The sequence below is a fragment of the Nocardioides albus genome, from assembly GCF_014648255.1.
In the GTDB taxonomy this organism is placed as follows: Bacteria; Actinomycetota; Actinomycetes; order Propionibacteriales; family Nocardioidaceae; genus Nocardioides; species Nocardioides albus.
Window position 1 is genome coordinate 1 of record NZ_BMQT01000007.1, and the last position, 21,312, is coordinate 21,312.

The 21,312-nt window shown below is 68.4% G+C and carries 21 protein-coding genes; 15 read left to right on the forward strand and 6 right to left on the reverse strand.

The window, feature by feature from the left end:
• The 11 genes from IEY84_RS15305 to IEY84_RS15355 form a co-directional block, all read left to right on the forward strand.
• On the forward strand, window positions 1-477 hold a 477-nt coding region (locus IEY84_RS15305), incomplete at its 5' end, for a PucR family transcriptional regulator (RefSeq protein ID WP_189129309.1).
• Between the two features lie 93 nt (window positions 478-570).
• On the forward strand, window positions 571-2,019 hold the full coding sequence (locus IEY84_RS15310; protein WP_183545740.1) for an FAD-binding oxidoreductase: 1,449 nt from the start codon (window positions 571-573) through the stop codon (window positions 2,017-2,019).
• The gene (locus tag IEY84_RS15315; protein WP_183545738.1) at window positions 2,016-2,990 is read left to right on the forward strand and encodes an ABC transporter substrate-binding protein; all 975 of its coding nucleotides are present in this window, start codon (window positions 2,016-2,018) and stop codon (window positions 2,988-2,990) included. The genes IEY84_RS15310 and IEY84_RS15315 overlap by 4 nt, the downstream gene beginning before the upstream one ends.
• Window positions 2,991-2,992: 2 nt before the next feature.
• Window positions 2,993-3,844, forward strand: a complete 852-nt coding sequence (locus IEY84_RS15320; protein WP_183545736.1) for an ABC transporter permease — start codon at window positions 2,993-2,995, stop codon at window positions 3,842-3,844.
• The gene (locus tag IEY84_RS15325) at window positions 3,841-4,632 is read left to right on the forward strand and encodes an ABC transporter permease (protein WP_183545734.1); all 792 of its coding nucleotides are present in this window, start codon (window positions 3,841-3,843) and stop codon (window positions 4,630-4,632) included. The genes IEY84_RS15320 and IEY84_RS15325 overlap by 4 nt, the downstream gene beginning before the upstream one ends.
• A 15-nt stretch (window positions 4,633-4,647) precedes the next feature.
• On the forward strand, window positions 4,648-5,457 hold the full coding sequence (locus IEY84_RS15330; RefSeq protein ID WP_183545732.1) for an ABC transporter ATP-binding protein: 810 nt from the start codon (window positions 4,648-4,650) through the stop codon (window positions 5,455-5,457).
• The gene (locus IEY84_RS15335) at window positions 5,454-6,332 is read left to right on the forward strand and encodes an alpha/beta fold hydrolase (protein WP_183545730.1); all 879 of its coding nucleotides are present in this window, start codon (window positions 5,454-5,456) and stop codon (window positions 6,330-6,332) included. The genes IEY84_RS15330 and IEY84_RS15335 overlap by 4 nt, the downstream gene beginning before the upstream one ends.
• A complete protein-coding gene (locus IEY84_RS15340) occupies window positions 6,329-7,402 on the forward strand; it encodes an extracellular catalytic domain type 1 short-chain-length polyhydroxyalkanoate depolymerase (protein ID WP_183545728.1) in 1,074 nt (357 codons plus the stop codon). The genes IEY84_RS15335 and IEY84_RS15340 overlap by 4 nt, the downstream gene beginning before the upstream one ends.
• A gap of 143 nt (window positions 7,403-7,545) precedes the next feature.
• Window positions 7,546-8,832, forward strand: coding sequence for an MFS transporter (locus tag IEY84_RS15345; RefSeq protein ID WP_183545726.1), 1,287 nt, complete (start codon window positions 7,546-7,548; stop codon window positions 8,830-8,832).
• 25 nt (window positions 8,833-8,857) lie between these two features.
• Window positions 8,858-9,595 carry an alpha/beta fold hydrolase gene (locus IEY84_RS15350; protein ID WP_183545724.1) on the forward strand — a complete coding sequence of 246 codons (738 nt, stop codon included), beginning with the start codon at window positions 8,858-8,860 and terminating at the stop codon, window positions 9,593-9,595.
• 69 nt (window positions 9,596-9,664) lie between these two features.
• Window positions 9,665-10,657 (forward strand): glycerophosphodiester phosphodiesterase family protein, encoded by a 993-nt coding sequence (locus IEY84_RS15355; RefSeq protein WP_183545722.1) that lies wholly within the window; start codon window positions 9,665-9,667, stop codon window positions 10,655-10,657.
• Window positions 10,658-10,690: 33 nt separating this feature from the next.
• Here the strand turns inward: IEY84_RS15355 and IEY84_RS15360 are convergent, their stop codons facing one another.
• Both IEY84_RS15360 and IEY84_RS15365 read right to left on the reverse strand, forming a co-directional pair.
• Entirely contained in the window at window positions 10,691-11,422 is a 732-nt protein-coding gene (locus IEY84_RS15360; protein ID WP_183545720.1) for a ZIP family metal transporter, read from the reverse strand.
• A 70-nt stretch (window positions 11,423-11,492) separates the two neighbouring features.
• Window positions 11,493-12,242: a L,D-transpeptidase family protein gene (locus tag IEY84_RS15365; protein ID WP_183545712.1), complete on the reverse strand. Its 750-nt coding sequence runs from the start codon at window positions 12,240-12,242 to the stop codon at window positions 11,493-11,495.
• Between the two features lie 202 nt (window positions 12,243-12,444).
• Between IEY84_RS15365 and IEY84_RS15370 the strand changes: the two genes are divergently transcribed.
• The gene (locus tag IEY84_RS15370; protein ID WP_221208842.1) at window positions 12,445-15,819 is read left to right on the forward strand and encodes a glycosyl hydrolase; all 3,375 of its coding nucleotides are present in this window, start codon (window positions 12,445-12,447) and stop codon (window positions 15,817-15,819) included.
• Window positions 15,820-16,017: 198 nt separating this feature from the next.
• Here IEY84_RS15370 and IEY84_RS15375 read toward each other — a convergent pair whose 3' ends face one another.
• Window positions 16,018-16,293 (reverse strand): winged helix-turn-helix transcriptional regulator, encoded by a 276-nt coding sequence (locus IEY84_RS15375; RefSeq protein WP_183545710.1) that lies wholly within the window; start codon window positions 16,291-16,293, stop codon window positions 16,018-16,020.
• Between the two features lie 103 nt (window positions 16,294-16,396).
• Here IEY84_RS15375 and IEY84_RS15380 point away from each other — a divergent pair, with 103 nt between their 5' ends.
• Genes IEY84_RS15380 through nadC form a run of 3 tightly spaced genes read left to right on the forward strand, consistent with a single transcriptional unit; the run spans window position 16,397 to window position 18,179 of the window.
• Window positions 16,397-16,960 (forward strand): carboxymuconolactone decarboxylase family protein, encoded by a 564-nt coding sequence (locus IEY84_RS15380; protein WP_183545708.1) that lies wholly within the window; start codon window positions 16,397-16,399, stop codon window positions 16,958-16,960.
• 34 nt (window positions 16,961-16,994) lie between these two features.
• Window positions 16,995-17,291, forward strand: a complete 297-nt coding sequence (locus IEY84_RS15385) for a DUF1330 domain-containing protein (protein WP_183545706.1) — start codon at window positions 16,995-16,997, stop codon at window positions 17,289-17,291.
• A 21-nt stretch (window positions 17,292-17,312) separates the two neighbouring features.
• Window positions 17,313-18,179 carry a carboxylating nicotinate-nucleotide diphosphorylase gene (gene nadC / locus IEY84_RS15390; protein ID WP_183545704.1) on the forward strand — a complete coding sequence of 289 codons (867 nt, stop codon included), beginning with the start codon at window positions 17,313-17,315 and terminating at the stop codon, window positions 18,177-18,179.
• Window positions 18,180-18,529: 350 nt separating this feature from the next.
• Here nadC and IEY84_RS15395 read toward each other — a convergent pair whose 3' ends face one another.
• The 3 genes from IEY84_RS15395 to glnA all read right to left on the reverse strand — a co-directional run bounded on the left by IEY84_RS15395 (window position 18,530) and on the right by glnA (window position 21,153).
• Window positions 18,530-19,081 carry a PIN domain-containing protein gene (locus IEY84_RS15395; protein WP_183545702.1) on the reverse strand — a complete coding sequence of 184 codons (552 nt, stop codon included), beginning with the start codon at window positions 19,079-19,081 and terminating at the stop codon, window positions 18,530-18,532.
• Window positions 19,078-19,515 carry a helix-turn-helix domain-containing protein gene (locus IEY84_RS15400; RefSeq protein ID WP_183545700.1) on the reverse strand — a complete coding sequence of 146 codons (438 nt, stop codon included), beginning with the start codon at window positions 19,513-19,515 and terminating at the stop codon, window positions 19,078-19,080. Before IEY84_RS15400 ends, IEY84_RS15395 begins: the two co-directional genes overlap by 4 nt.
• A gap of 216 nt (window positions 19,516-19,731) precedes the next feature.
• Window positions 19,732-21,153, reverse strand: coding sequence for a type I glutamate--ammonia ligase (glnA, locus tag IEY84_RS15405; RefSeq protein WP_183545698.1), 1,422 nt, complete (start codon window positions 21,151-21,153; stop codon window positions 19,732-19,734).
• Window positions 21,154-21,312 lie beyond the last annotated feature (159 nt).

Sequence of the window (21,312 nt, forward strand, 5' to 3'; positions counted from 1 at the left end):
GAGCTGCCGGGCGCCGTCGGCATCGCCCCGTGGCCGGGTGGCGTGGCGGCGCTGCGCGCGGCGCACGAGTCGGCGCGGCAGACCGCCGCGCTCCTGGTCGCCCTCGACCGCGGCCGCTCGTGCGCACTCGTCGCCGAGACCAGCCCCTACGCCTCGCTGTTCGGGCGGGCCGGTCGCGGGGACGCCACGGCGTTCATCGACGACCAGATCGGTCCGCTGGTCCGCCACGACGCGGAGAAGAACCGACACCTGGTCGAGACGCTCGAGACGTACCTGGGCCAAGCACAGCACCACGCACGCACGTGCGCGGCCCTGCACGTGCACGCAAACACCCTCTACCAACGCCTTGACCGCATCACCGAGCTGCTCGGGGAAGGGTGGCGCGGGACCGACCGCGCTCTCGAGCTCCAGCTCGCGCTGCGGCTGCGTCGGCTCGCGGAGCGCCTCGATGCCCGTGGCGAGGAACCTCCACTCTGAGCGCATAACGACAGAGATTCTCTCCATGTGACGGGAGCCACAGGGATGGTCTCCTGTCCTCGTGACCAGTAACTCCATCCCCAGGCGCCGCGCATGACCGCCTCTGTCGCGCGAGACGTCACTGCCACCGAGATCGCCGAGGAGCTCGTCGGGCTGCTGCCCCCCGGAGCCGTGCTGACCGACCCCGACGTGGTCGAGGGCATGAGCCGCGACCAGGCCGCGTGGGCGCCGTACGGACAGCCCGCTGCCGTGGTCCGTGCCACCTCCACCGACGACGTCGTGCAGGTGGTCCGTGCCTGCCTCCGGCACGGCGTCCCCGTCGTCGCCCGCGGCGCCGGCACCGGGCTGTCCGGAGGAGCCAACGCTCTCGACGGCTGCGTCGTCGTCTCGCTCGAGCGCATGAACCGAGTGCTGGAGATCAACCCCCTCGAGCGGCTCGCCGTCGTACAGCCCGGCGTGGTCAACGACGTGCTTCGCGAGACGGTGGCCGACCACGGGCTCTGGTACCCGCCGGATCCCGCCAGCTCACCGTGGTCGACCATCGGCGGCAACGTCGCGACCAACGCCGGCGGACTGTGCTGCGTCAAGTACGGCGTCACCCGCGACTACGTCCTGCAGCTCGAGGTCGTCACCGGACGCGGTGAGGTCGTCCGGCTCGGCCGGCGGACCGCCAAGGGCGTCGCGGGGTACGACCTGATGGGGCTCGTCGTCGGATCGGAGGGAACGCTCGGCATCGTCACCGAGGTCACGGTCCGTCTCCGCCCCCTGCCTGCCCCGGCTCTGACGGTCGCCGGCTTCTTCTCCTCCGTCGTGGATGCTGGCGCCGCCGTGCGGGCTGTGGGCGAGGCCGGCCTGGTGCCGTCCGCGCTCGAGCTCGTCGACCGGCACTGTCTGCAGGCCGTCGACGCCTGGAAGAACATGGGGTTGTCCACCGAGGCCGAGGTCGTCCTGCTGGGTCGCTTCGACGATCCGGGAAGTACCGGCGAAGCCCTCGCCGAGCAGATGGTCCACTGCTTCCGCACCGCCGGCGCCACCTGGGCCGAGCGCTCCACCGACGAGGACGAGGCCGAGGCGCTGTTCGCCGCCCGGCGCCTCGCCTATCCGGCGTTGGAACGTCTCGGGCCGGTCCTCACCGAGGATGTCTGCGTCCCCAAGGAGCAGGTGCCGGAGATGCTGGCGCGCATCGAGCGCATCGCGGTCCGCCACGACATCGTGATCGCGAACATCGCCCACGCCGGCGACGGGAACCTGCACCCGCTGCTGGTGACGCCGCCGGGCGACGACGCGGCCCGGGCGCGCGCCGAAGCCGCCTTCGGCGACATCATCGCCGACGCCATCGCCCTCGGTGGCACCGTCACGGGCGAGCACGGCGTCGGTCTGCTCAAGCGCGACGGCCTCACCGCAGAGCTGTCCGCCGAGGTCGTCGAGATGCATCGCGCGGTGAAGGCCGCCCTCGACCCCGCCCACCTGCTCAACCCCGGCAAGGTCTTCACCTCGCCGCCGACCACGACGACCGCACACCCAACAGGAGCCGTGTCATGACCCGTCCGTCCGTCGCCCGAAAGTTCTTCGGTGCCCTCGGCGCCGGGGCGCTTGTCCTCGCTCTGGCCGCCTGTGGTGGCGGCGAGGACAGTGACTCCGCCGCAACCGAGGGCCAGCTGACCTGGAGCTACGCTCTGCCCGACTCCGCGCCGGTCCTGCTGGGCATCGAGGAGGGCATCTTCGAGAAGCACGGCATCGACCTCGTGGCCGAGGAGGCCGCGGCCACCGATCTCGTCGGCGCCCTGATCTCCGGCAAGGTCGATCTGAGCGTCAACACCGGCCCGGGCATGGCCGTGGCCGCCGGGCAGAACGTCCCCGTCGTCGCGGTGAGCGGTGTCACCACCTTCGAGGAAGGCGCCACGGGCAGCACGGGTTCGGCTCTCGTCGTGCCCGCGGGCAGCGACATCAAGGCGCCGAAGGACCTCGAGGGCCGCAAGGTCGGCGTGAACCTGCTGAAGTCGGCCTCGGAGTTCGGGGTCCGCCAGGTGGTCGCCGACGACGGCGGCGACGACGCGTTGGTGGAGATCGTCGAGGTGCCGTTCCCGGCCGTCGCCGACGCCCTCGCGTCGGGTGACATCGACGCGGCGCTCGTCGCCGACCCGTTCATGACACAGCTGATCGACGGCGGCGCCGAGGTGCCGTTCGGCGACCCGATCGAGACGGTCTTCGCCGACTCGCCCCGTCTGGTGATGACCTCGACCCGCGAGTGGGCCGACGCCAACCCCGACACCGTCGACGCCCTGCGGGACGCCGTCGCCGAGTCGATCGAGCTGGCCGACGAGGACCCGAGCAAGCTGATCCCCATCTACGAGAAGTACTTCAAGATGAAGCCGGAGGTCGCCGAGGCTACGCAGATCAACAAGCTCGAGGCCGGTATCTCGCCCGCGAGCTTCGCCACCATCAACGACGTCCTGGTGCGCTACGACGGCATCGCCGAGCCGATCGACGTCGAGCAGGTCGTGGCGAAGTGACGGTGTCCGAGCGCGTCGTGGAGGGGCGGGCGGTGATGTCCGGCGCATCGCAGCCGGCCCCGCCCGCCGCGGCGCGGCCGACCCGCCGCGCGGTGCCCGCCCCGGTCAGCCAGGTCGCGGCCGTTGCGGCGATCCTGGCCGTCTGGTCGTGGCTCGCCGCCACCGACCAGGTCAGCGACTCCGCCTTGGCCGGCAGCGTCGAGTCCTTCGCGCGCCTGGCCGAGGTGCTCGGCACGTCCGAGTCCTGGGCCGCGATCGGGCAGACGCTCACCGCGTGGTCGATCAGTCTGGCCGTGGCGCTGGCTGTGGCCGTCCCGCTCGGACTGTTGTTGGGCCGCAGCATGCTCGCCTACCGCAGCTCGAGGTTCACGATCGACTTCCTGCGTACGATCCCCGCGCTCGGCCTGATCCCTCTGGCGGCGCTCGTCTACGGCGCAAGCCGGGAGGCCGTGCTGATCATCGTCATCCCCGCCTGCATCTGGCCCCTCCTCCTGCAGACCATCTATGGCGTACGTGACACCGACCCGGTGGCCATCGAGACGGCGCGCAGCTACGGGCTCGGCCGCTGGTCGATCCTCGGGCGCGTGGTGCTGCCCAGTGCGCTGCCGTACATCGCTACGGGCATCCGCCTCTCGGCCATCATCGCGATGCTGGTGGCGATCTCGGTCGAGCTGCTGGTGCTGGTGCCGGGCGTCGGCTCCCTGATCGCCGTCGCCCAGCGCAACGGCGAGACCGTCGACGTCTACGCCTACACGCTGCTGGCTGGGTTCCTCGGCCTGGCGGTGGTGTTACTGTTCAGCCGCCTGGAGCGCAGGGTGATCGCCTGGCACCCGTCCGTTCGGGGGCACCGATGAGGCGCCGGCTGACCGCCGCGGCTGTCGAGGCCTGGCTGCCGGTCGCGCTCGTGGCGACCTGGTGGTTCGCCTCGGCCAGCAGCACGTCGATCTACTTCCCGCCGCTGCGGACGATCCTCGAGCGATTCCAGGACCTGTGGCTCTTCGAACGGGTCCCGACCGACGTGGCGTTCAGCCTCACCAACCTCGGGTTGGGACTCGGTGCCGGGCTGGTCGCTGCACTGGCTGCGGGTGTGGTGTTCGGGCTGACGCCGCGGATCCACACGGCGATGACCCCGGTCTTCGAGTTCATGCGCGCCACACCGATCGTCGCGCTGCTCCCGCTCATCGTCGCCATGTTCGGTCTCGGCGTGACGTCGAAGGTCGTCATCATCGCGCTCGGTGCGTTCTGGCCGACCTTCCTCAACACCGTCGACGGGGTCCGCGCCGTGGACCCCTTGGTGCGCGACGTCGCTCGGACGTACCGGCTCAGACCGGTCACGTCGGCCACCCGGGTGATGCTGCCCAACGCCGCACCGCAGATCATGGTCGGGGTGCGCACCAGCGTCTCCGTCGCCGTCGTCATCATGGTCGGCAGCGAGCTGTTCGGATCGAGCGAGGGCATCGGCTACTTCATCCTGCAGTCCCAGCGCAGCTACGCGATCGCCGACATGTGGGCCGGACTGATCCTTCTCGGCCTGCTCGGCTACGCCCTCAACCTGCTCAGCGCCGGAGTCGAACGGCTGGTGCTGTCATGGCACGAGGGCCGTCGTACCGGCTCAACCACCGTCGCCGCCGCCGGCGCCTGATCCCATGGAGTCCACATGAACCAGTCACCACCGGTTTCCGCAGTCCGTATCGCCGGGCTGCAGCAGACCTTCGTCGTCGACGGTGTCTCCCGGCACGTGCTCGACGGCATCGACCTCGAGATCCGGACAGGCGAGACTGTCTGCGTCGTCGGCCACTCCGGCACCGGCAAGTCGACCTTGCTGCGCTGCGTCGCCGGGCTCCACCGGCCGAGCGGGGGAGAGGTCGCGGTCGCGGGGCGGGCCGTCGCCGGTCCGCCGGAGGGCCTGGCGGTCGTGTTCCAGGACTACGGCCGCTCGCTGATGCCCTGGCTGCGCATCCGCGAGAACGTCACCTTGCCGTTGCGCCGTACGCTGTCGCGACAGGATCGCAACGCCCGCGCCACCGAGGCGCTCGCCGCAGTCGGCCTGGAGGGTGTGGAGCGGCTCTACCCCTGGCAGGTGTCCGGTGGCATGCAGCAGCGCGTGGCCATCGCGCGGGCCTTGGCCTACCGGCCGCAGGTGCTGTTGATGGACGAGCCGTTCGCGTCGGTGGACGCCCAGACCCGTTCCGACCTGGAGGACCTGGTCGTACGCATCGCCGCCGAGTCCGGGCTGACCCTGATGGTCGTCACCCACGACATCGACGAAGCGGTCTACCTCGGGAACCGGGTCGTCGTGCTGGCAGGCAAGCCGGCGCGCATCGCCGCAGACCTCGAGGTCGATCTGCCGTCCGGGCGCGATCAGCTGACGACGAAGGCAGATCCGGAGTTCCTCCGTCTGCGCGGCGAGGTCATGAGTCTCATCCGTCGCGAGACGGCGAGCATCGCTGAGAGGGTGTCCGCATGAGCACGAGGATCGAGACGGTCGAGACTGCTGCCGGGCCGTTCGAGGTGTTGGTCCGGCCCGGCAGGACCGAGCCGGTGCTGGCGATCCACGGGGTGTCCAGCAACAACCGGCTGTGGTCGTGGGTTCTCGACGCGGCGCCCGAGGTGAGCATGGTCGCTCCCGACCTCGCCGGACGCGGAGGGACGCCCGCGCGTCCCGGGCCGTCCTCGGTGGCCGAGCACGCCGAGCAGCTCGTGACTCTGCTGGACGCGATGGGGATGGACCGAGTCCATCTCCTCGGCATGTCTCTGGGCGGCTTTGTCATCACCGAGCTCGCCGCTCGACACCCTGACCGTGTCCGCACCGTCACCCTGGTCGACGGTGGGCTGCCGCTCGACTTCGGCGAGCAGGGGCCGCCGCCGGCTGCAGCCGCGGCTCCGAAGTTCCGCGCGCAGTACGCCACCGACCGGATCTGGTCCGACGCGGCGGCGTACCTCGACGACTACCGCAGCAGCGTCGCGCCGCTGACCGGGGCCGACGACCCGCGGATGCGGACCCTGGTGGGGCATGACCTCGCAGTGGTCGAGGGCGGGCTGTCGGTGCACCGCGACCTCGAGACTGTCGTCGACGACGCGGTGTCGGTCCTCGCCTCCGATGCTCCGGCCGCGACGCTGGCTGCTGTACGGGCACCGGTGCGCCTGGTCTACGCGCCCTGGAGCATCGGGGCCGACTCGCCGCCGATGTACGCACCCGCGCATGTGGGACGCCTGGTCGCCACGACGCCCGCCCTCGTCTCGGCAGCTCTGGTCGACGATGTCGACCACGCGGCGATCATCATGACCGACCACGGCGCCTCAGCCTGTGTCACGGCGCTGCGCGCCAACCTCGGGATGTGAGTCGAGTGCGCCGGCGACGGACCGCGGTGGCTGGGCTCGTGACGCTGCTGGGTACGGGCCTGTGGTCGGTGCCGGCCGCAGCCGTCGCCGGCACGGAGCAACCGGCCGTCGAGCAACCGGTCGGAGAGGTGCGGTACGGGCAGGTCGCGAACGACCAAGGGACCATGACCTACCGCCTCTTCGTGCCACCCCAGGTCGCGCAGTCCGATGACGCGGTGCCCCTCGTGGTCCAGCTGCACGGGTCCAACGAGCTCGTCGACGACGTCGCCGTCCGCTCGCGCCTCGACGAGCTCGCCCTCGAGCGCGGGTTCGTCGCGCTCTACCCGCAGGAGGATCGCGCGGCGACGGTCACCGGCATCTGGAACTGGACCGAGGCCGCCCAGCAGGGCCGGGACGGACGGGCGCCTTCGCTGATCGCGGCGAGCGTCGAGGAGGTGCGCGAAGCCCTCCCGATCGATCCCGGTCGGATCACGGTGGGCGGCTTCTCCGCGGGCGCAGGCATGGCCACGGTGATGGGGGCGACGCATCCGGACATCTTCCGCGGCGTGCAGACCGAAGCCGGCTGCATGTTCAACGGGACCCTCTGCGCGATCGGCTCGCCCGATCACCTCGTAGGGACGACGCTCGACCCGATCGAGTCCGCTCGCCAGGTGGTTGCGGCGATGGGCGGGCACGCTCACCGGCAACCCTTCGTCATCTCGTACGGCACGCTCGACCCGCTGGCGCTCGTCGTCGGTCAGCAGGCCCTCGTCGAGCAGTGGCTCGCCACCAACGACCTGGTCGACGACGGCCTGCTGAACGGATCCGTGCCCACGGCGCCGGCAACGCTCACCTACGAGACGATCAACGGCCGGGTCCACGAGATCGCTGCCTACGTGGACGCCCAAGGGTGTCTGCTCGGCCAGCGTCATGTCGTCCATGGTCTGGGGCACGCCTACTCCGGCGGCGAGCCGCTCCAGCTGCTCGACACCGGGGCCGATCCCGCGGGCCCACAGATGCGCCAGGTCGCCCATGACTTCTTCGAGGCACAGGCGGACGGCGTGTGCCAGACGCCGCCGTCCGGGGCGTGAGCGCCCGGAAGTCGTGGGGTATGGACGTCATCCCTATGCCCTGTGGCAGATGAGGGAGACGATCTCCATTACCTGGTCGTTCTCGGATCCTTAGCCTCCTAGATCGAGCGGCGACGGTGCCGCCCCCGAGCCAGGAGCACCCGATGGCGCTGACCCAGAACCCCTTCCCCTCACGGCCGCCCACCGCCGACGGCGCAGCCCCGCCGCCACGGCGCGGCATGTCATTCGGCCTGCTGATGGTCTACGTCGCGATCCTCGCGGTGAACTCCGGCGGCAACGGCATCCTGTTGCCCAACGTCGTCTCGGGACTCGATGAGGCCGGCAAGATCGGCAACCTCGCGTTCGTCACCACCGTCGCGTTCATCGCCAACATCTTCGCCCAGCCCCTCGCGGGCGCCCTGTCAGATGCCACCCGCTCGCGCTTCGGGCGTCGCACGCCGTGGATGGTCGGAGGCGCACTCTTGACCGGCGGCTTCCTTCTCGGCCTGCCGATGGCGCAGTCCGTGCTGGTGGTGGCGCTCGTGTGGCTCGTCGTCCAGGTCGGCGTCAACGCCATCCAGGCCGCCGCTACCGCCATCGTCCCCGACCGCTACCCGGCGAGCCGTAGAGGCAACGTCTCGGCGATGATCGGTGTCGGCATCACCATCGGCAACGCCGTGGGCGCGATCGTCGCGGGCAGCACCGCCGACCAGGGCTTCCTGCCGTACGCCATCCTCTCGCTCCTCGTGCTGGTGATCGTCGGGGTCTTCGTCATCGCCAACCGCGACGAGTCCGCCACCGGCCTGCCCCGCGAGCGCAGCAGCGCCAAGGACTTCCTGCGCGGCTTCTGGATCAGCCCCCGCCAGCACCCCGACTTCGCCTGGGCCTTCGGGTCGCGCTTCTTGATGGTCATCGGCTTCTACGGCGCGCAGACCTACGGCCTCTACATCCTGCGCGACTACATCGGCATGAGCGATGCCGCGTCGAACTCCTTCGCCGCGACCATGGGTGTCGTCCTGCTCGTCGGCGTCCTGCTGTCCGCGCTGGGCAGCGGTTGGCTCTCCGACCGCGTCGGGCGGCGCAAGCCCTTCATCGTATGGTCCTCGGTCGTCATGTCGATCGCCCTCGCCATCCCGCTCCTCGTGCCGACGACGACAGGCGTGCTGGCGTACGCCTTCCTGCTCGGCCTCGGCTTCGGGGTCTACATCTCCATCGACCTCGCACTGATGACTGAGGTTCTCCCCGCCCGTCCGCAGGGCGAGGGTGCCGGGAACGCCGGTCGCGATCTGGCCATCCTGGGTCTGGCCACCACGCTGCCGCAGGCGATGAGCCCCTCGATCGCCGCTGGCCTGGTCACCCTCACCGGCGGCTACGAGGTCCTCTTCGTCGCCGGCATCGTGTTCGTCATGCTCGGCGCCGTCGCCGTACGTCCGATCAGGTCTGTGCGATGATCGGCGCCGAGGCAGGGGAGGTCCGATGAGGCTCGCCATCGCGCGTCACGGTGACGGCCCCCGGCAGGTCGCCCTCATCCACGGGCTGGGCGCCGACGGATCGATGTGGCGGGGCATCACCGAGCACATCGTGGCAGCGGGCGGCGTCACGATCACCACCGTCGACCTCCGCGGGCACGGAGCCAGCGACCGGTCCGACGACTACAGCATCAGCGCGTTCGCCGATGACCTCGTCGAGACGCTGCCCGCCGGTCTCGACCTCGTGGCCGGCCACTCCCTGGGTGGCACGGTGCTCGAGCGTGCCGTCGCCCGGCTGGCGCCGTCCCATGCGCTCTACCTCGACCCCGGCTTCCGGCTCGGGCTCCCGACCGAGGGCCTGGCCGGTCGGCTCTTCTGGGCGACCGCGCCTGTCGGGCTCACGGTCGCGGCGCTCGCACAGAAGTGGCGCAGCCGCGGTCGGCCTCCGCTCGACCCGCGCGACGACAAGCTCCGCACGGACGCGACCGAGAGGTTCGACCGCCGAATGGCTATCCCGGTCTTCCGCGACGTCGCCCACTCACCGGCGCCGGTCGCCGCGCCGGCCGTCCCGTCGACGATCCTGCTCTCCGACGACTCGCCCGCCGTGCTTCCCGACGTGACGGCTGTCCGTCTGGAGGCGCTCGGCTGGGACGTACGTCGGTTGCCCGGGGTCGGCCACGACTTCTGGCTCGAGGACGCCGAACGCACCTACGCGTCGGTGCGCGACCTGTTGCAGTTCTCCTAGCCGGTCCATGGCTGACTGGCAGCTGCGGGTTCGGCTGCGCCGGACGGGTGCGGGCGCTACCTTGTGCGCATGCGCGCCCGGCTGCCCCTCGGCATCACCCTCGTCTCCCTGCTCGTCGGCCCACTGCTGACGGTCACCTCGGCCGCTGCCGAGACCGTGCCGAACCCGTGGCTGGATCAGCGAGTCCTGAACATGGCGCACTCGGGTGGTGAGGACGAGGCGCCGACGAACACGATGTACGCCTTCAAGCGGGCCGCCTCGATCGGCGCCGACATGCTCGAGCTCGACGTCCAGTCCACCGCCGACGGCCACCTCGTCGTGATCCACGACGCCGACGTCACACGCACGACGAACGGCACCGGGCTGGTCGAGGACATGACCCTCGAGCAGGTCCAGGCGCTCGACGCGGCCTACTGGTTCGTACCCGGACGCAACACCGTGCGCGGCCTGCCCGACTCCGCCTACCCGCTGCGCGGCGCCCGGCACGGCGAGAAGGTCCCCGGCTACAAGAACAAGGACTTCCGGGTCCCGACCCTGACCGAGGTGTTCCGCGAGTTCCCCGACACCCCGATCAACATCGAGATCAAGGGCACCGCCGACTCCGATCTGGCGTCCTTCATGCGTACGGGACGCCTTGTGGCGGACTTCCTGAACAGGTCTGGACGCACCGATGTCATCGTCGCATCGTTCAACGACGCGGCTCTCGTTGACTTCCACGCGCGGGCACCGCAGATCGGGCTCGCGCCCGGCATGGCCGGCATGATGGCGTACTTCCTGGCGGGCGTGAAGCCGATCGATGGGACCGTCGCCTTCCAGGTGCCGGTGCAGTTCCAAGGCATTCCGGTCGCCACTCGGGCGTTCGTGGAGCGGGCTCATGCTGACGGTTATGCCGTGCATGTGTGGTTCAGCGGCTCGGCGCCCGACGACGCCGCGACGTACTCGCGGATGGTCGACGCCTGCGTCGATGGCATCATGCCGGCGAAGCCGTCCGTCCTCGAGACCGTCCTGGACGGGCGTGGCATCGAGCGCCCCGGGCGTCCGGGCCTCGACCCCTGCGCCTGACCGCCTCGCAGCGCGCACCCACACGCGGTGTGGTCATTCCAAGGCACTGATCCCGAACGCCACCGCGAAGCCCAACGTGGTCATCAGACCGACGATCCGACCACCGTGCTCGAACGCCTCCGGCATCATCGTGTCCGCCAGCATGGTCAGGATCGCACCCGCCGCGAACGCGAGCACGAAGGCGACCGTCGTGTCCGAGGCGTCGGCGAACGCGGTTGCCCCGATCTGTGCGGCGATGCCGCTGATCACGGTGACGAGCACCCAGAGTCCCATCACCCGTCCGCGTGACCAGCCTGCCTGCGACAGACCGACAGTCGCGGCGATCGCCTCCGGAAGATTGGAGAGGAAGACAGCGGCGAGCAGCGCGATGCTCACCGTGCCTTCCGACAGCACGGTGAGCCCGAGCGTCATCGACTCCGGGATCCCGTCGAGCACGATCCCCAGCACGATCGCGAGCCCGACACCAGAGGCCTGCGCCCCCGAGGTGCTCTTACGGCCATCGCCTCCGAGCCTGTCGATCAACCAGTCGCCACCGAAGAACGCCAACGAGCCGGCGAGCAGGCCGACCGCGAGCGCACCTGTGCCCTTCGCCGTCTCGAAGGCCACTTCGACGAGCTCGTAGGCGATGGCGCTCACCAACACCCCGGCGCCGAAGGCCATGATGATCCCGACCACCCTCCGGGGCAGCGTGATCACGTAGGCGAGCCCGCCGCCGAGGATCAGCGAGGAGCTGGCAACAAGCCCCCACAGGAGCGCACTGGTCAACGAAACACACCCCGCTCGACGCCGGTCATGAGGCTCAGTATGGCTGAGCTGCTGCCCGGATCGGTGGAGCTCACATCACGCGTACGCGGGTCTTGACCTTCGTGAAGTCCCAGACCTCGGCCGCCATCTTGGCGCTGAGGCGGATGCAGCCGTCGGAGGTCTTCTCGTCCGTGCCGAGATACCAGTTCGGGTGGATCTGACGACCCGTCCGCATGCTCACCGGCACCCGGTGGAAGGCCACGCCGCAGGGCGCGAACCGGACGAAGTGGTAGAGCCACTGCGTTCCTTTGTAGTTCGTACGTGGGTTGCCACGCGCCGGTCGGCCGCAGTAGGAGCCGGTCGTGTACCACTGCTTGTCCAGCCACTCCGCGTCGATCATCCCGCCCTGCGCGCGGATGGACCCGTCGGCGCGCACCAGCCAGACCCAGTCCTGACGCTGGCTGATCACGATGCGGCGTCCGGTCCCGGTGCTCGCCGGCACCGGCCGTACGTCACACCGCTTCGCCGTCGCCGACATCAGCCGGGTCCGCGTGGTGGTCGTGAAGCGACCGCTCGGGCTCAGGCGGTGGCGGGTCTGGAAGCGTACGACGGCCGTGCGGGTGTGGTCGTCGACGCGACCGTCCACGCGACCGACGTTGCAGCCGAGACCGGCCAGCCGGGTCTCCCACCGCTTGATCGTCGTGGCGGTGGCGGCGTTGCCGGGGCTGACCACCACCACGGCGACCGCTGCCAGCGCGACAGCGGCGACGAGGGGGAGGATGAGGACGAGGATGGAGCGGCGTGCCCGAGATGCGCCGGCCAGGGTCGCGAAGATTGGCACCGGGCGAGGCTACGCGACACTCGCGCTCCGGGCGGGCGCTGTTGCCCGGTTGTTGACCAGATGACGTGGACGCGGGTGGGGTGCGTGACCTATTCCGGTCACGCCCTTGTGACGCAGACCACTCGACCCTAGCCTGAAGGCTCTTTGAAACGAATCAACCCCGGCTTCGAAGAGTCGTTCTTGCTGACGAGAGGACCCGATGATGACGCTCCGCATGGGAACGGCCAGGCGCTCGACGACATGGACGTTGGCGGTTGCGGTGGCGCTTGCGCTGGCCGTGCCGGCGGGCGCTGTGGCAGGGGAGCCGCGACCGTCTGGTGGAGAGCGGTCCGAGGGGGTCGATGTCCGGACGGCGGCGACCGAGGGCTCGGCGTTCGCGGAGCGGCTCGAGGGGGAGTACGTCGACCCGGACCGGGTCTACAGCACCGACGTGCGCTGGTGGCTGGGCGACGCCTCACACACTGACGAGACCCTGCTGGAGGAGATCCAGCGGCTCTATGACGCCGGGTTCCGGGGTGTCGAGCTGTGTATGCAGGATGACAGCGTCGCGGCCGACAAGACCTATGCGTACGGCTCTCCGATGTGGGAACACAAGTGGAACTTGATGATGAACAAGCTCCTCGACCTCGGGATGAGCGTCTACCTCACCTCCGGCACCAACTGGGCGACCTCGAACGTGCCGGGGATGGACCCGACCAGCCAGTCGGCGATGCAGAACCTGACGCTGGGCACCGGCACGGTCGGGGCGGGTGAGCGGCTCGTCCGGCTGCCGATGCCGGACGAGGGCTCGATGCATCCTGGGGCACGACTGGTCACGGCGTACGCGTACCGCGTGGTCGAGGGCGACACCGTCGATCCGGACAGCTACATCGACCTGAGCGGCCGGGTCTCGCAGGGAGCGGATGCGTGGGAGCAGAAGCTGGACTGGACCGCGCCGGGTGACGGGACCTACCGGGTCTTCGGCATCTGGACCCAGGGCACGTTCCAGACCTCCGAGCCCTCGGCCGAGCTGGCGTACACGACGAACTACTTCGACGAGCGCGGCGTGGAGGCGTTGAAGGAGTTCTGGGAACAGCACTACCTGAGCGACCCGAAACTGGCCGCGAAGATCAAGGAAGGCGACGTCCAGCTGTTCATGGACTCCCTCGAGATCCACCCTGGAGGCGGAAGCGAGTTCGAGGGGCCGACCTCGAAAGCGGCGCAGTTCACCTTCTGGTCAGAGGACATGGCCGAGCAGTTCGAGCGGCGCAAGGGCTACGACATCACGCCGTATCTGTTCCTGGTCCGAGGCACCAAGGCGAACGTGTACGACCCGTACCACGACGTCTCCAAGACCGGGATCTACAAGCTGGACGGTGACGAGAACAGGCGCCAGCAGATCATCAACGACTTCCAGGACGTGCAGACGCAGCTGTACCGCGAGCGGATGCTGCAGCCGCTGAAGGAGTGGCTGGACTCGGTCGGCATCGAGACCCGGGCACAGATCTCCTACGGCAAGCCGTTCGAGATCTCCGAGCCGAGCATGGACGTGGACTACCCGGAGGCCGAGAACTTCAACCAGTACAACCAGGTCGACATCTTCCGGCTATGGACCGGTGCCGCGAAGCTGGAGAACAAGGTGCTCTCGACCGAGACCGGCGCGCAGATGCCGGCCTACAGCGGCACGGCTCAGAAGAACCTTCAGGATGCCTACTCGGCATACGCGGCCGGCTTCCAACGGGTGATCTGGCACGTGTGGGCCGCCGATTACGGATACGGCAATCACGACTGGCCGGGCTACGTGCCGTTCGGTTTCGGCGGTCAGCCTCTGCCCGGGTTCTTCCGCTACCTGGGCGCCAGCAACCCCGACCTGCGTGACTACGACGAGTTCAACGCACACCTGGGACGTGTGCAGCAGCTGTTGCAGACGGGGGAGGCTCGCACCGATGTCGGGTTCGTCAACCAGGACTGGTTCCAGGGCGTCCGTTTCGGCGGCGGCACCGGCAACGACAACTCGCAGATGAACTGGCAGCTCGCGCACCAGGGCGTCTACTACCGGTCGACGGAGCTGCAGGACAACGGCTACACCTACGACTACTTCAGCCCGCGCTTCCTGTTCGACGACGACGTCCACTTCGACAAGAAGACGAAGACCATCGAGAAGGCCGGCTACAAGGCGCTCGTGCTCTACCAGGACTGGCTGGACCTCGATGCCGCGAAGAGGATCCGGGACTGGGCCAAGAAGGGTCTCAAGGTCGTCATCCTCGAAGACGCCGGCTCCCGGACGCCGTTCAACGACGGCAAGGACCGCCAGCTGCGCAAGGTCATGGACCAGCTGAAGCGACTGGACACGGTCCGGACCGCGTCGGTCGCGGACCTGCCGGAGGGCGGCTACTTCAGCAGTGATCCCGGTGGCTACGACGACGACGTTCTCGAACAGCTTCGAGACCTCGGCGTCGAGCCCTACAGCGGGTACGCCGAGCCGAACCTGCAGCTCCTGACGCAGACGCGTCAGGACGCGGACGGCAACCAGTACGTCTTCGCCTACAACTACGACGACGGCTCGTACCTGGACAAGTCGCACAAAGAGAGCGTTCGCAACGCCGAGGTCGGGGACAGCATCGCGACCGAGATCGTCCAGGATGGCGAGTTCGTGCCGTACTCGATCGATGCCTGGACCGGCGAGGTCACCGAGCTCGCCGACTACCGGTGGGAGGACGGCAAGACCATCGTCCCGATCGAGCTGGACCACAACAACATCAAGCTGCTCGCCTTCGAGAAGGTCGACCGCGAGCGGCTGCACGTCTCGGACACGAACGCTGAGATTGCGTTCGCGACCGACGACGGCGTCGTCGTCCGCGCCAAGCAGAGCGGCAGAGTGACCACCGAGCTGAGCAACGGCAAGACTCACCAGGACCAGGTGACGGTGCCGGCTCCGTACGACATCACCGACTGGGACCTCACCGTCGACTCCTGGCGCCCGAACGCCAGGTCAGGGGACCTGGTGAGGACGGAGACGATCGACGGGGTGACCACCGAGAACCGCAAGACCTCGACCGACATCACCGAGATCGACGTCAAGCTCGACAAGCTGAAGCCCTGGGACCAGATCCCCGAGATCGGCCAGGCGGTATCCGGTACCGGTCGCTACGAAGCCACCTTCGACTGGGACGGGGACTCGGCCAGCGGGGCCCATCTCGACTTCGGCGACGAGTTCGAATCGACGATGGAGGTCTGGATCAACGGGGAGAAGGTCGGCGGCGAGGTGTCGACCAACCCGACCAAGGTACGCAGGGACGTCGGCGGAACCGTTGACGACGGCACCGGCACCCGGATCCCGCTCGTCGGCGAGGACCTGCACACAGGAGGCGTCAGCTGGACCGATCCCGTGGTCGACGTCAGTAACTACCTCGTCGACGGTGAGAACGAGATCGTCATCGAGTACAGCTCGGTGCTGGCCAACGTCCAGCTGGACCGTGGGATCGTGGAACCCACCGAGAATCGAAGCGGCTGGTGGGGCTACGACCAGGAGTACCTGAGCTTCGGCCCGCGGCAGGCAAAGCTGGTGCCGTTCGTCGACCTCGAGTACGCCCGGTGAGTCCGAGCCTTTGAGCCGTCACGTCCTCGGGTGGTGGGCGGTCAGGCGCCGGTCGAGCTCGTCGTGGTCACGCTGCACCGGCGGGCAGTGGGCTCGGGAGATCCTTCACACAGACCAACCGCTTGTTCCCCGACGCTGAAGAGGCGACGGGGGCCGTCATCGCCACGGCGATGACGGCCCCCGTCGTGCTGCGAGTCGTCACTCCTCCGCCCTGGGCTGCCAGCGGGCGGCCCAGGCGTCCAGCTGGAGAAGGGACTCTCGAAGCGTCTTGCCCTGTTCGGTGAGTACGTATCCCTCGCCCGTGTTCTCGACGAGGTCGGCCTGTCCGAGCTCGCGAAGCCTGTCTGCGAGGACGCTCGAGGAGACCCCGTCGCAGCGTTGTTGGAGCTCGCGGAAGGTCGGGGACGAGTCGTCTCGCAGCTCCCACAGGACCCGCATCGCCCAGCGTCGGCCCAAGAGGTCCAGGAGAGCCATGATCGGGCGGCCCGTGCGCGAGCCACGGACCGGACGGCCTGGCAGTGGTGTTGGGTTTGTCATTTGCTTCCCTTTCCGAAGCACACATGTTAGCGTCCTAGGCATGCCTCTGAAATCGAAGCGCCCCCGCATCGATCCGCTCTCGCCGCCCTATGGCGAGGAAGCCACCGAGGCCCTCGAGCTCCTGGGGCACTCGCCGATCCAGCTCTTCCGGGTATGGGCGCGCCGGCCCGAGCTCGCTCGCGCCATCGCCGGCTGGGGGAACTACTACTTCTCCCGCCGCACCGCTCTCACGGTGCGCCAGCGCGAGCTGGTCATCGACCGGACCACCGCGCTGTGCGGAGCCGACTACGAGTGGGCTGTGCATGTGGCGATCTTCGCCGACAAGGCGGGACTCGACGCGGAGCAGCTGGCTTCCCTCGCGCGTGGCGGGCCCACGGACGGCTGCTGGAGCAGCGCCGATCGTGCGGTGCTCGATGCCGTCGACGAGCTCCACGCGACCTTCGACCTCTCCGACGACACCTGGTCGCGCCTGGTTGCTGCCGCCGGTGAGGACACCGCGCTCGATCTGGTCCTGGTCTGTGGTTGGTACCACGCGATCTCGTTCGTCGTCAGGGTGCTCGGCCTGCCCCTCGAGCCCGGCACCAAGCCGATCTCCGCACATTGATCTCGGTCAGACTCATCCCAACACTGGAGGTTTCATGCCCAAGGGCTACTGGGTCAGCGTCTATCCCACCATCGAGGACCCCGACAGGCTCGATGACTACAACAAGCTGGCGGGCCGGGCCGTCGCGGCCATGGGCGGACGAGTGCTCGCGAGCATCGGCGGCCGGGTCGAGGCACATGAGGCCGGAAAACCCGAGCGCGTCGTCCTGATTGAGTTCGACAGCTTCGAACGGGCGGTCGCCGCTCGCGCGAGCGCGTCCTACCAAGAGGCACTGGCGGAGCTCCCCGAAGGCTTCGAGCGCGACTTCCGCGTCGTCGAGGGTCTCGGCTGACCAGGGAAGGAGAAAGCGATCATGGCAGAGTTCCCATCGTCTGCGGCGCGAGCCGCCGTCGCTGCCGCCTTGGCCGAGGACGAGGCGAGCCAGGACGTCACCACGACGTGGAGCGTTCCCGAGGGCCTGACTGCCGCGGCCGAGATCCGCACCCGACAGGCCGGCATCGCCAGTGGGCTTCCCGCGCTCGCCGAGGTCTTCGCCCAGGTCGATCCCGAGGTCACGGTGGAACCGCTCGTGTCCGACGGCGCCCGGCTGACGGACGGTGATGTCCTGGCGCACCTGTCCGGTCCCGCGCGCAGCCTGATCACCGGCGAGCGTACGGCGCTGAACTTCTTGCAGCGCATGAGTGGCATCGCGACGCTCACCGACCGCTACGTTCAGGCCGTGGCCGGGACCGGGGCGCGCATCTTGGACACCCGCAAGACGGCGCCTGGCCTGCGCGCCCTGGACAAGTACGCGGTGACCACCGGTGGCGGCCACAACCATCGGCTCAGCCTCGCGGCGATGGTGCTGCTCAAGGAGAATCACATCGCCGCGGCGGGCGGCGTGACCGCCGCGCTCGCAGCGATCCGGCGTGGGATGGAGCGATCCGGGAAGAAGGTCGAGACCGATGTCGAGGTGCAGACCGTGGCGCAGGCCGTGGAGGCCCTCGATGCCGGAGCCCGCTGGATCATGCTCGACAACATGTCGGTGGCCGACATCGAAGTGGTCGTGAAGATACGTGCCGAGCATGCCGAGGCCGCCGGGATCTTGCTGGAGGCCTCGGGCACCGTCCGCCTGGACAGCGTCCGCGCCATCGCCGAGACGGGTGTCGAGCTGATCTCGGTCGGTGCGTTGACGCACAGCGCTCCCGCCCTGGACCTGACGATGCTGCTTGGCGTCTGACCCGGTGCCCATGGGTCAGGTTCCTGAGCTCTGACGAAACGCTGACCGGACGAGAAAACGCCGCCGGACGACCGAAGTCGTCCGGCGGCGTTTCCGCTGTTCCGAGCTGGGCTCAGATGTCGTAGTAGAAATGTGACCTTCGCGTTCTTGCTGGTCAGACAGGGCTTGGCCAGCTTCCTGCTCCGCTGTTCTGACGCACTTCTAACTGCATGTTCAAGGGCATTCGAAGGTTGAAGAAGTCTTGCAGGCCCTGCCAGGAATTCCAGAAGGCTCCGGCAGTGCGGTCGTTGCAGGTCATGGTGGGCCACATCGTTGTCGAGTGTGAGACTTCTACAACGATGAGACTCGACTCACTGTCCTTCACTGAGGGTTTTGGATGTCGCAGGCGCCTCGACGGCGAGGCTGGCCAGGACGTCAACGTCCGTTCCTGAACGCCACGTGACGGCGATGTCACGGATGATCGTCGGCAAGGACCCGGGGTGCTCGTCGTGCACGTCTTGTAGGAATGCGTCCGGGTGCACGGCCCGGGCGTTGTGAGCATCGAGGACCCGCCTGGGAAAATCTCGGAGGTTCTTCGTGACAATCGTTTCGGCTCGGATGTGGAGTGCGGCGGCGAGGACGTGGCGATCGTCGGGGTCGGGGAGGTCAAGGTCGTCGATGAGGTACTCGTATCCGGTGATGGAGGCGTCGGGGATGGCGACGCCCATGAGCCGCCGCGTCCGGCCGAGCACGGATGGGTCGAGGTCCGGCCGGTTGGCGCGGAGGTTGCGAAACGTCTCGTCGAGGATGGTCTCGGTCCAGCGAGGCGTGACGATGTCTGCGAGCCCGAGCCGGATCAGGACGTCGCGCAGGGTGCTGGGATAGAGGACGTTGGCGTCGTAGATGACGACAGGCGACGTCATGCCAACCCGAGGTCGTACGTCTCTGCGGAGAGTGCGTCCGCGGCGGCACGGCGCCGGTTGGCGTCAGCGCGCATGTATGCGATCAAGGAGGAAGCGCGTACGCGGCGATGAGTGCCGACGGTGCGGTAGTCGATCTCTCCGGCGTCGAGGAGCCTGATCAGGTATGGCCGGGAGACCCGGAGTGCGTCAGCGGCCTGCTGTGTGGTGAGCTCGGCCTGTGTGGGGAGCACGGTGACACCCTCCCCGTGGGCGAAGGTTGCAAGGATCTGGGTGAGCCCGGTGAGGGCGGAACGCGGGATCACGACCTCGGCGCCGTCACCAATCCGGAGGCGTACTGGCGCGGCGTCATCGGCGAGGTCGCTCAAGGCGCGCAGGGCGGCCTGGGCCACCTGCTCGTCGGAGGGCTCGGGGCTGACAGGCTCGGCGATACTCATGGTTTCCAGTGTGGAACGTAATCGAACTATTCGCAACCATTGGCAGATTGCTTCGCCTGGCAGTCGTGATCGGCTTGAGGTATCTCAAGGCCAGTCGACATGGACTGTCGGCATACCAGTTCGCCTGGGCAGAGTTGAGCACATCGACGGCATACGAAATGGCCGAAGGCCCCGGGAGTCCCGGGGCCTTCGGTGTCGAAATGCCGAGCGCTCGGCTCAGATGTCGTAGTAGAGCTCGAACTCGTGCGGGTGCGGGCGGAGCTGGATCGGGAGGATCTCGTCGTTGGTCTTGTAGTCGATCCAGGTCTCGATCAGGTCGGGGGTGAAGACGTCGCCCACGGTGAGGAAGTCGTGGTCGTTCTCCAGCGCCGACAGGACGGCACCGAGGGAGGTCGGGACCTGGTTGATCTCGGCCATCTCGTCCGGCGGAAGCTCGTAGATGTCCTTGTCGATCGGAGCGGGCGGCTCGATCTTGTTCTGGATACCGTCGATGCCGGCGAGCAGCAGGGCGGAGAAGGCGAGGTACGGGTTCGAGGACGGGTCCGGGAACCGGGTCTCGACGCGCTTGGCCTTCGGGTTGGTGCCCGTGATCGGGATGCGGACCGCGGCGGAGCGGTTGCGCGAGGAGTAGACCAGCGAGATCGGAGCCTCGAAGCCCGGCACCAGACGGTGGTAGGAGTTCACGGTCGGGTTGGTGAACGCGAGCACCGACGGGGCGTGCTTCAGGATGCCGCCGATGTACCAGCGGGCCATGTCGGAGAGGCCGCCGTAGCCGGTCTCGTCGTAGAACAGCGGCTCGCCGCCCTCCCAGATCGACTGGTGCACGTGCATGCCCGAGCCGTTGTCGCCGAAGACGGGCTTCGGCATGAAGGTGACGGTCTTGCCGGCTTCCCAGGCGGTGTTCTTGACGATGTACTTGAACTTCATGACATCGTCGGCAGCCTTGAGCAGCGTGTCGAACTTGTAGTTGATCTCGGCCTGGCCCGCGGTGCCGACCTCGTGGTGGGCGCGCTCGACGAGCAGGCCCGCGTTCTCGAGGTTCTTCACCATCAGGTCGCGCAGGTCGGCGAAGTGGTCGGTGGGGGAGACCGGGAAGTAGCCGCCCTTGTAGCGCGTCTTGTAGCCCAGGTTGGCCGAGCCGTCGGGGTTCTTGTCGGCGCCGGAGTTCCACCAGGCCTCGACGGAGTCGATCTTGTAGAACGACTCGCCCTCGGAGGTGCTGTAGGCGACGTTGTCGAAGATGAAGAACTCGGCCTCGGGGGCGAAGAAGGCGGTGTCACCGATGCCCGTCGAGGCCAGGTACGCCAGCGCCTTGCGCGCGATGTTGCGCGGGTCGCGCGAGTAGGCCTCGCCGGTGATCGGGTCGTGCACGAAGTACATCAGCGCGAGGGTCTTCGCGGTGCGGAACGGGTCGATGTACGCAGTCGTGACGTCCGGGTACAGCGCCATGTCGGACTCGTTGATCGTCTGGAAGCCGCGGATCGACGAGCCGTCGAAGGCCTGGGGCTCCAGAGTGAACGACGACACCGGCACCGTGAAGTGCTGCTGAACGCCGGGCAGGTCGACGAAGCGGATGTCGACGAACTCGACTCCCTCGTCAGAGATGAACTTCAAGAGTTCGTCGTCAGTGCTGAACATCAATCCTCCTTGGCTCACCCGGTCGGGCAGAGCCAGATAGGTCTCTCGCGATCGAGGCCGGGCCCTCGTGGACTCGACCGTGCCACGCAAATTACGAAGGGACGGTTGCACAGGAGTGTCGCAAATGTTTCGGGCGTGTAACAGGTTGTGTGATTTGAT

Bases quoted from the DNA above. Each gene is read 5' to 3' on its own strand.
- IEY84_RS15350 (WP_183545724.1), top strand. From the start codon at position 8,858: ATGAGGCTCGCCATCGCGCGTCACGGTGACGGCCCCCGGCAGGTCGCC.
- IEY84_RS15335 (WP_183545730.1), top strand. From the start codon at position 5,454: ATGAGCACGAGGATCGAGACGGTCGAGACTGCTGCCGGGCCGTTCGAG.
- IEY84_RS15345 (WP_183545726.1), top strand. From the start codon at position 7,546: ATGGCGCTGACCCAGAACCCCTTCCCCTCACGGCCGCCCACCGCCGAC.
- IEY84_RS15395 (WP_183545702.1), bottom strand. From the start codon at position 19,081: ATGACGTCGCCTGTCGTCATCTACGACGCCAACGTCCTCTATCCCAGC.
- IEY84_RS15375 (WP_183545710.1), bottom strand. From the start codon at position 16,293: ATGGCTCTCCTGGACCTCTTGGGCCGACGCTGGGCGATGCGGGTCCTG.
- IEY84_RS15400 (WP_183545700.1), bottom strand. From the start codon at position 19,515: ATGAGTATCGCCGAGCCTGTCAGCCCCGAGCCCTCCGACGAGCAGGTG.
- IEY84_RS15310 (WP_183545740.1), top strand. From the start codon at position 571: ATGACCGCCTCTGTCGCGCGAGACGTCACTGCCACCGAGATCGCCGAG.
- IEY84_RS15370 (WP_221208842.1), top strand. From the start codon at position 12,445: ATGACGCTCCGCATGGGAACGGCCAGGCGCTCGACGACATGGACGTTG.
- glnA (WP_183545698.1), bottom strand. From the start codon at position 21,153: ATGTTCAGCACTGACGACGAACTCTTGAAGTTCATCTCTGACGAGGGA.
- IEY84_RS15330 (WP_183545732.1), top strand. From the start codon at position 4,648: ATGAACCAGTCACCACCGGTTTCCGCAGTCCGTATCGCCGGGCTGCAG.
- IEY84_RS15355 (WP_183545722.1), top strand. From the start codon at position 9,665: ATGCGCGCCCGGCTGCCCCTCGGCATCACCCTCGTCTCCCTGCTCGTC.
- IEY84_RS15315 (WP_183545738.1), top strand. From the start codon at position 2,016: ATGACCCGTCCGTCCGTCGCCCGAAAGTTCTTCGGTGCCCTCGGCGCC.
- IEY84_RS15385 (WP_183545706.1), top strand. From the start codon at position 16,995: ATGCCCAAGGGCTACTGGGTCAGCGTCTATCCCACCATCGAGGACCCC.
- IEY84_RS15325 (WP_183545734.1), top strand. From the start codon at position 3,841: ATGAGGCGCCGGCTGACCGCCGCGGCTGTCGAGGCCTGGCTGCCGGTC.
- nadC (WP_183545704.1), top strand. From the start codon at position 17,313: ATGGCAGAGTTCCCATCGTCTGCGGCGCGAGCCGCCGTCGCTGCCGCC.
- IEY84_RS15380 (WP_183545708.1), top strand. From the start codon at position 16,397: ATGCCTCTGAAATCGAAGCGCCCCCGCATCGATCCGCTCTCGCCGCCC.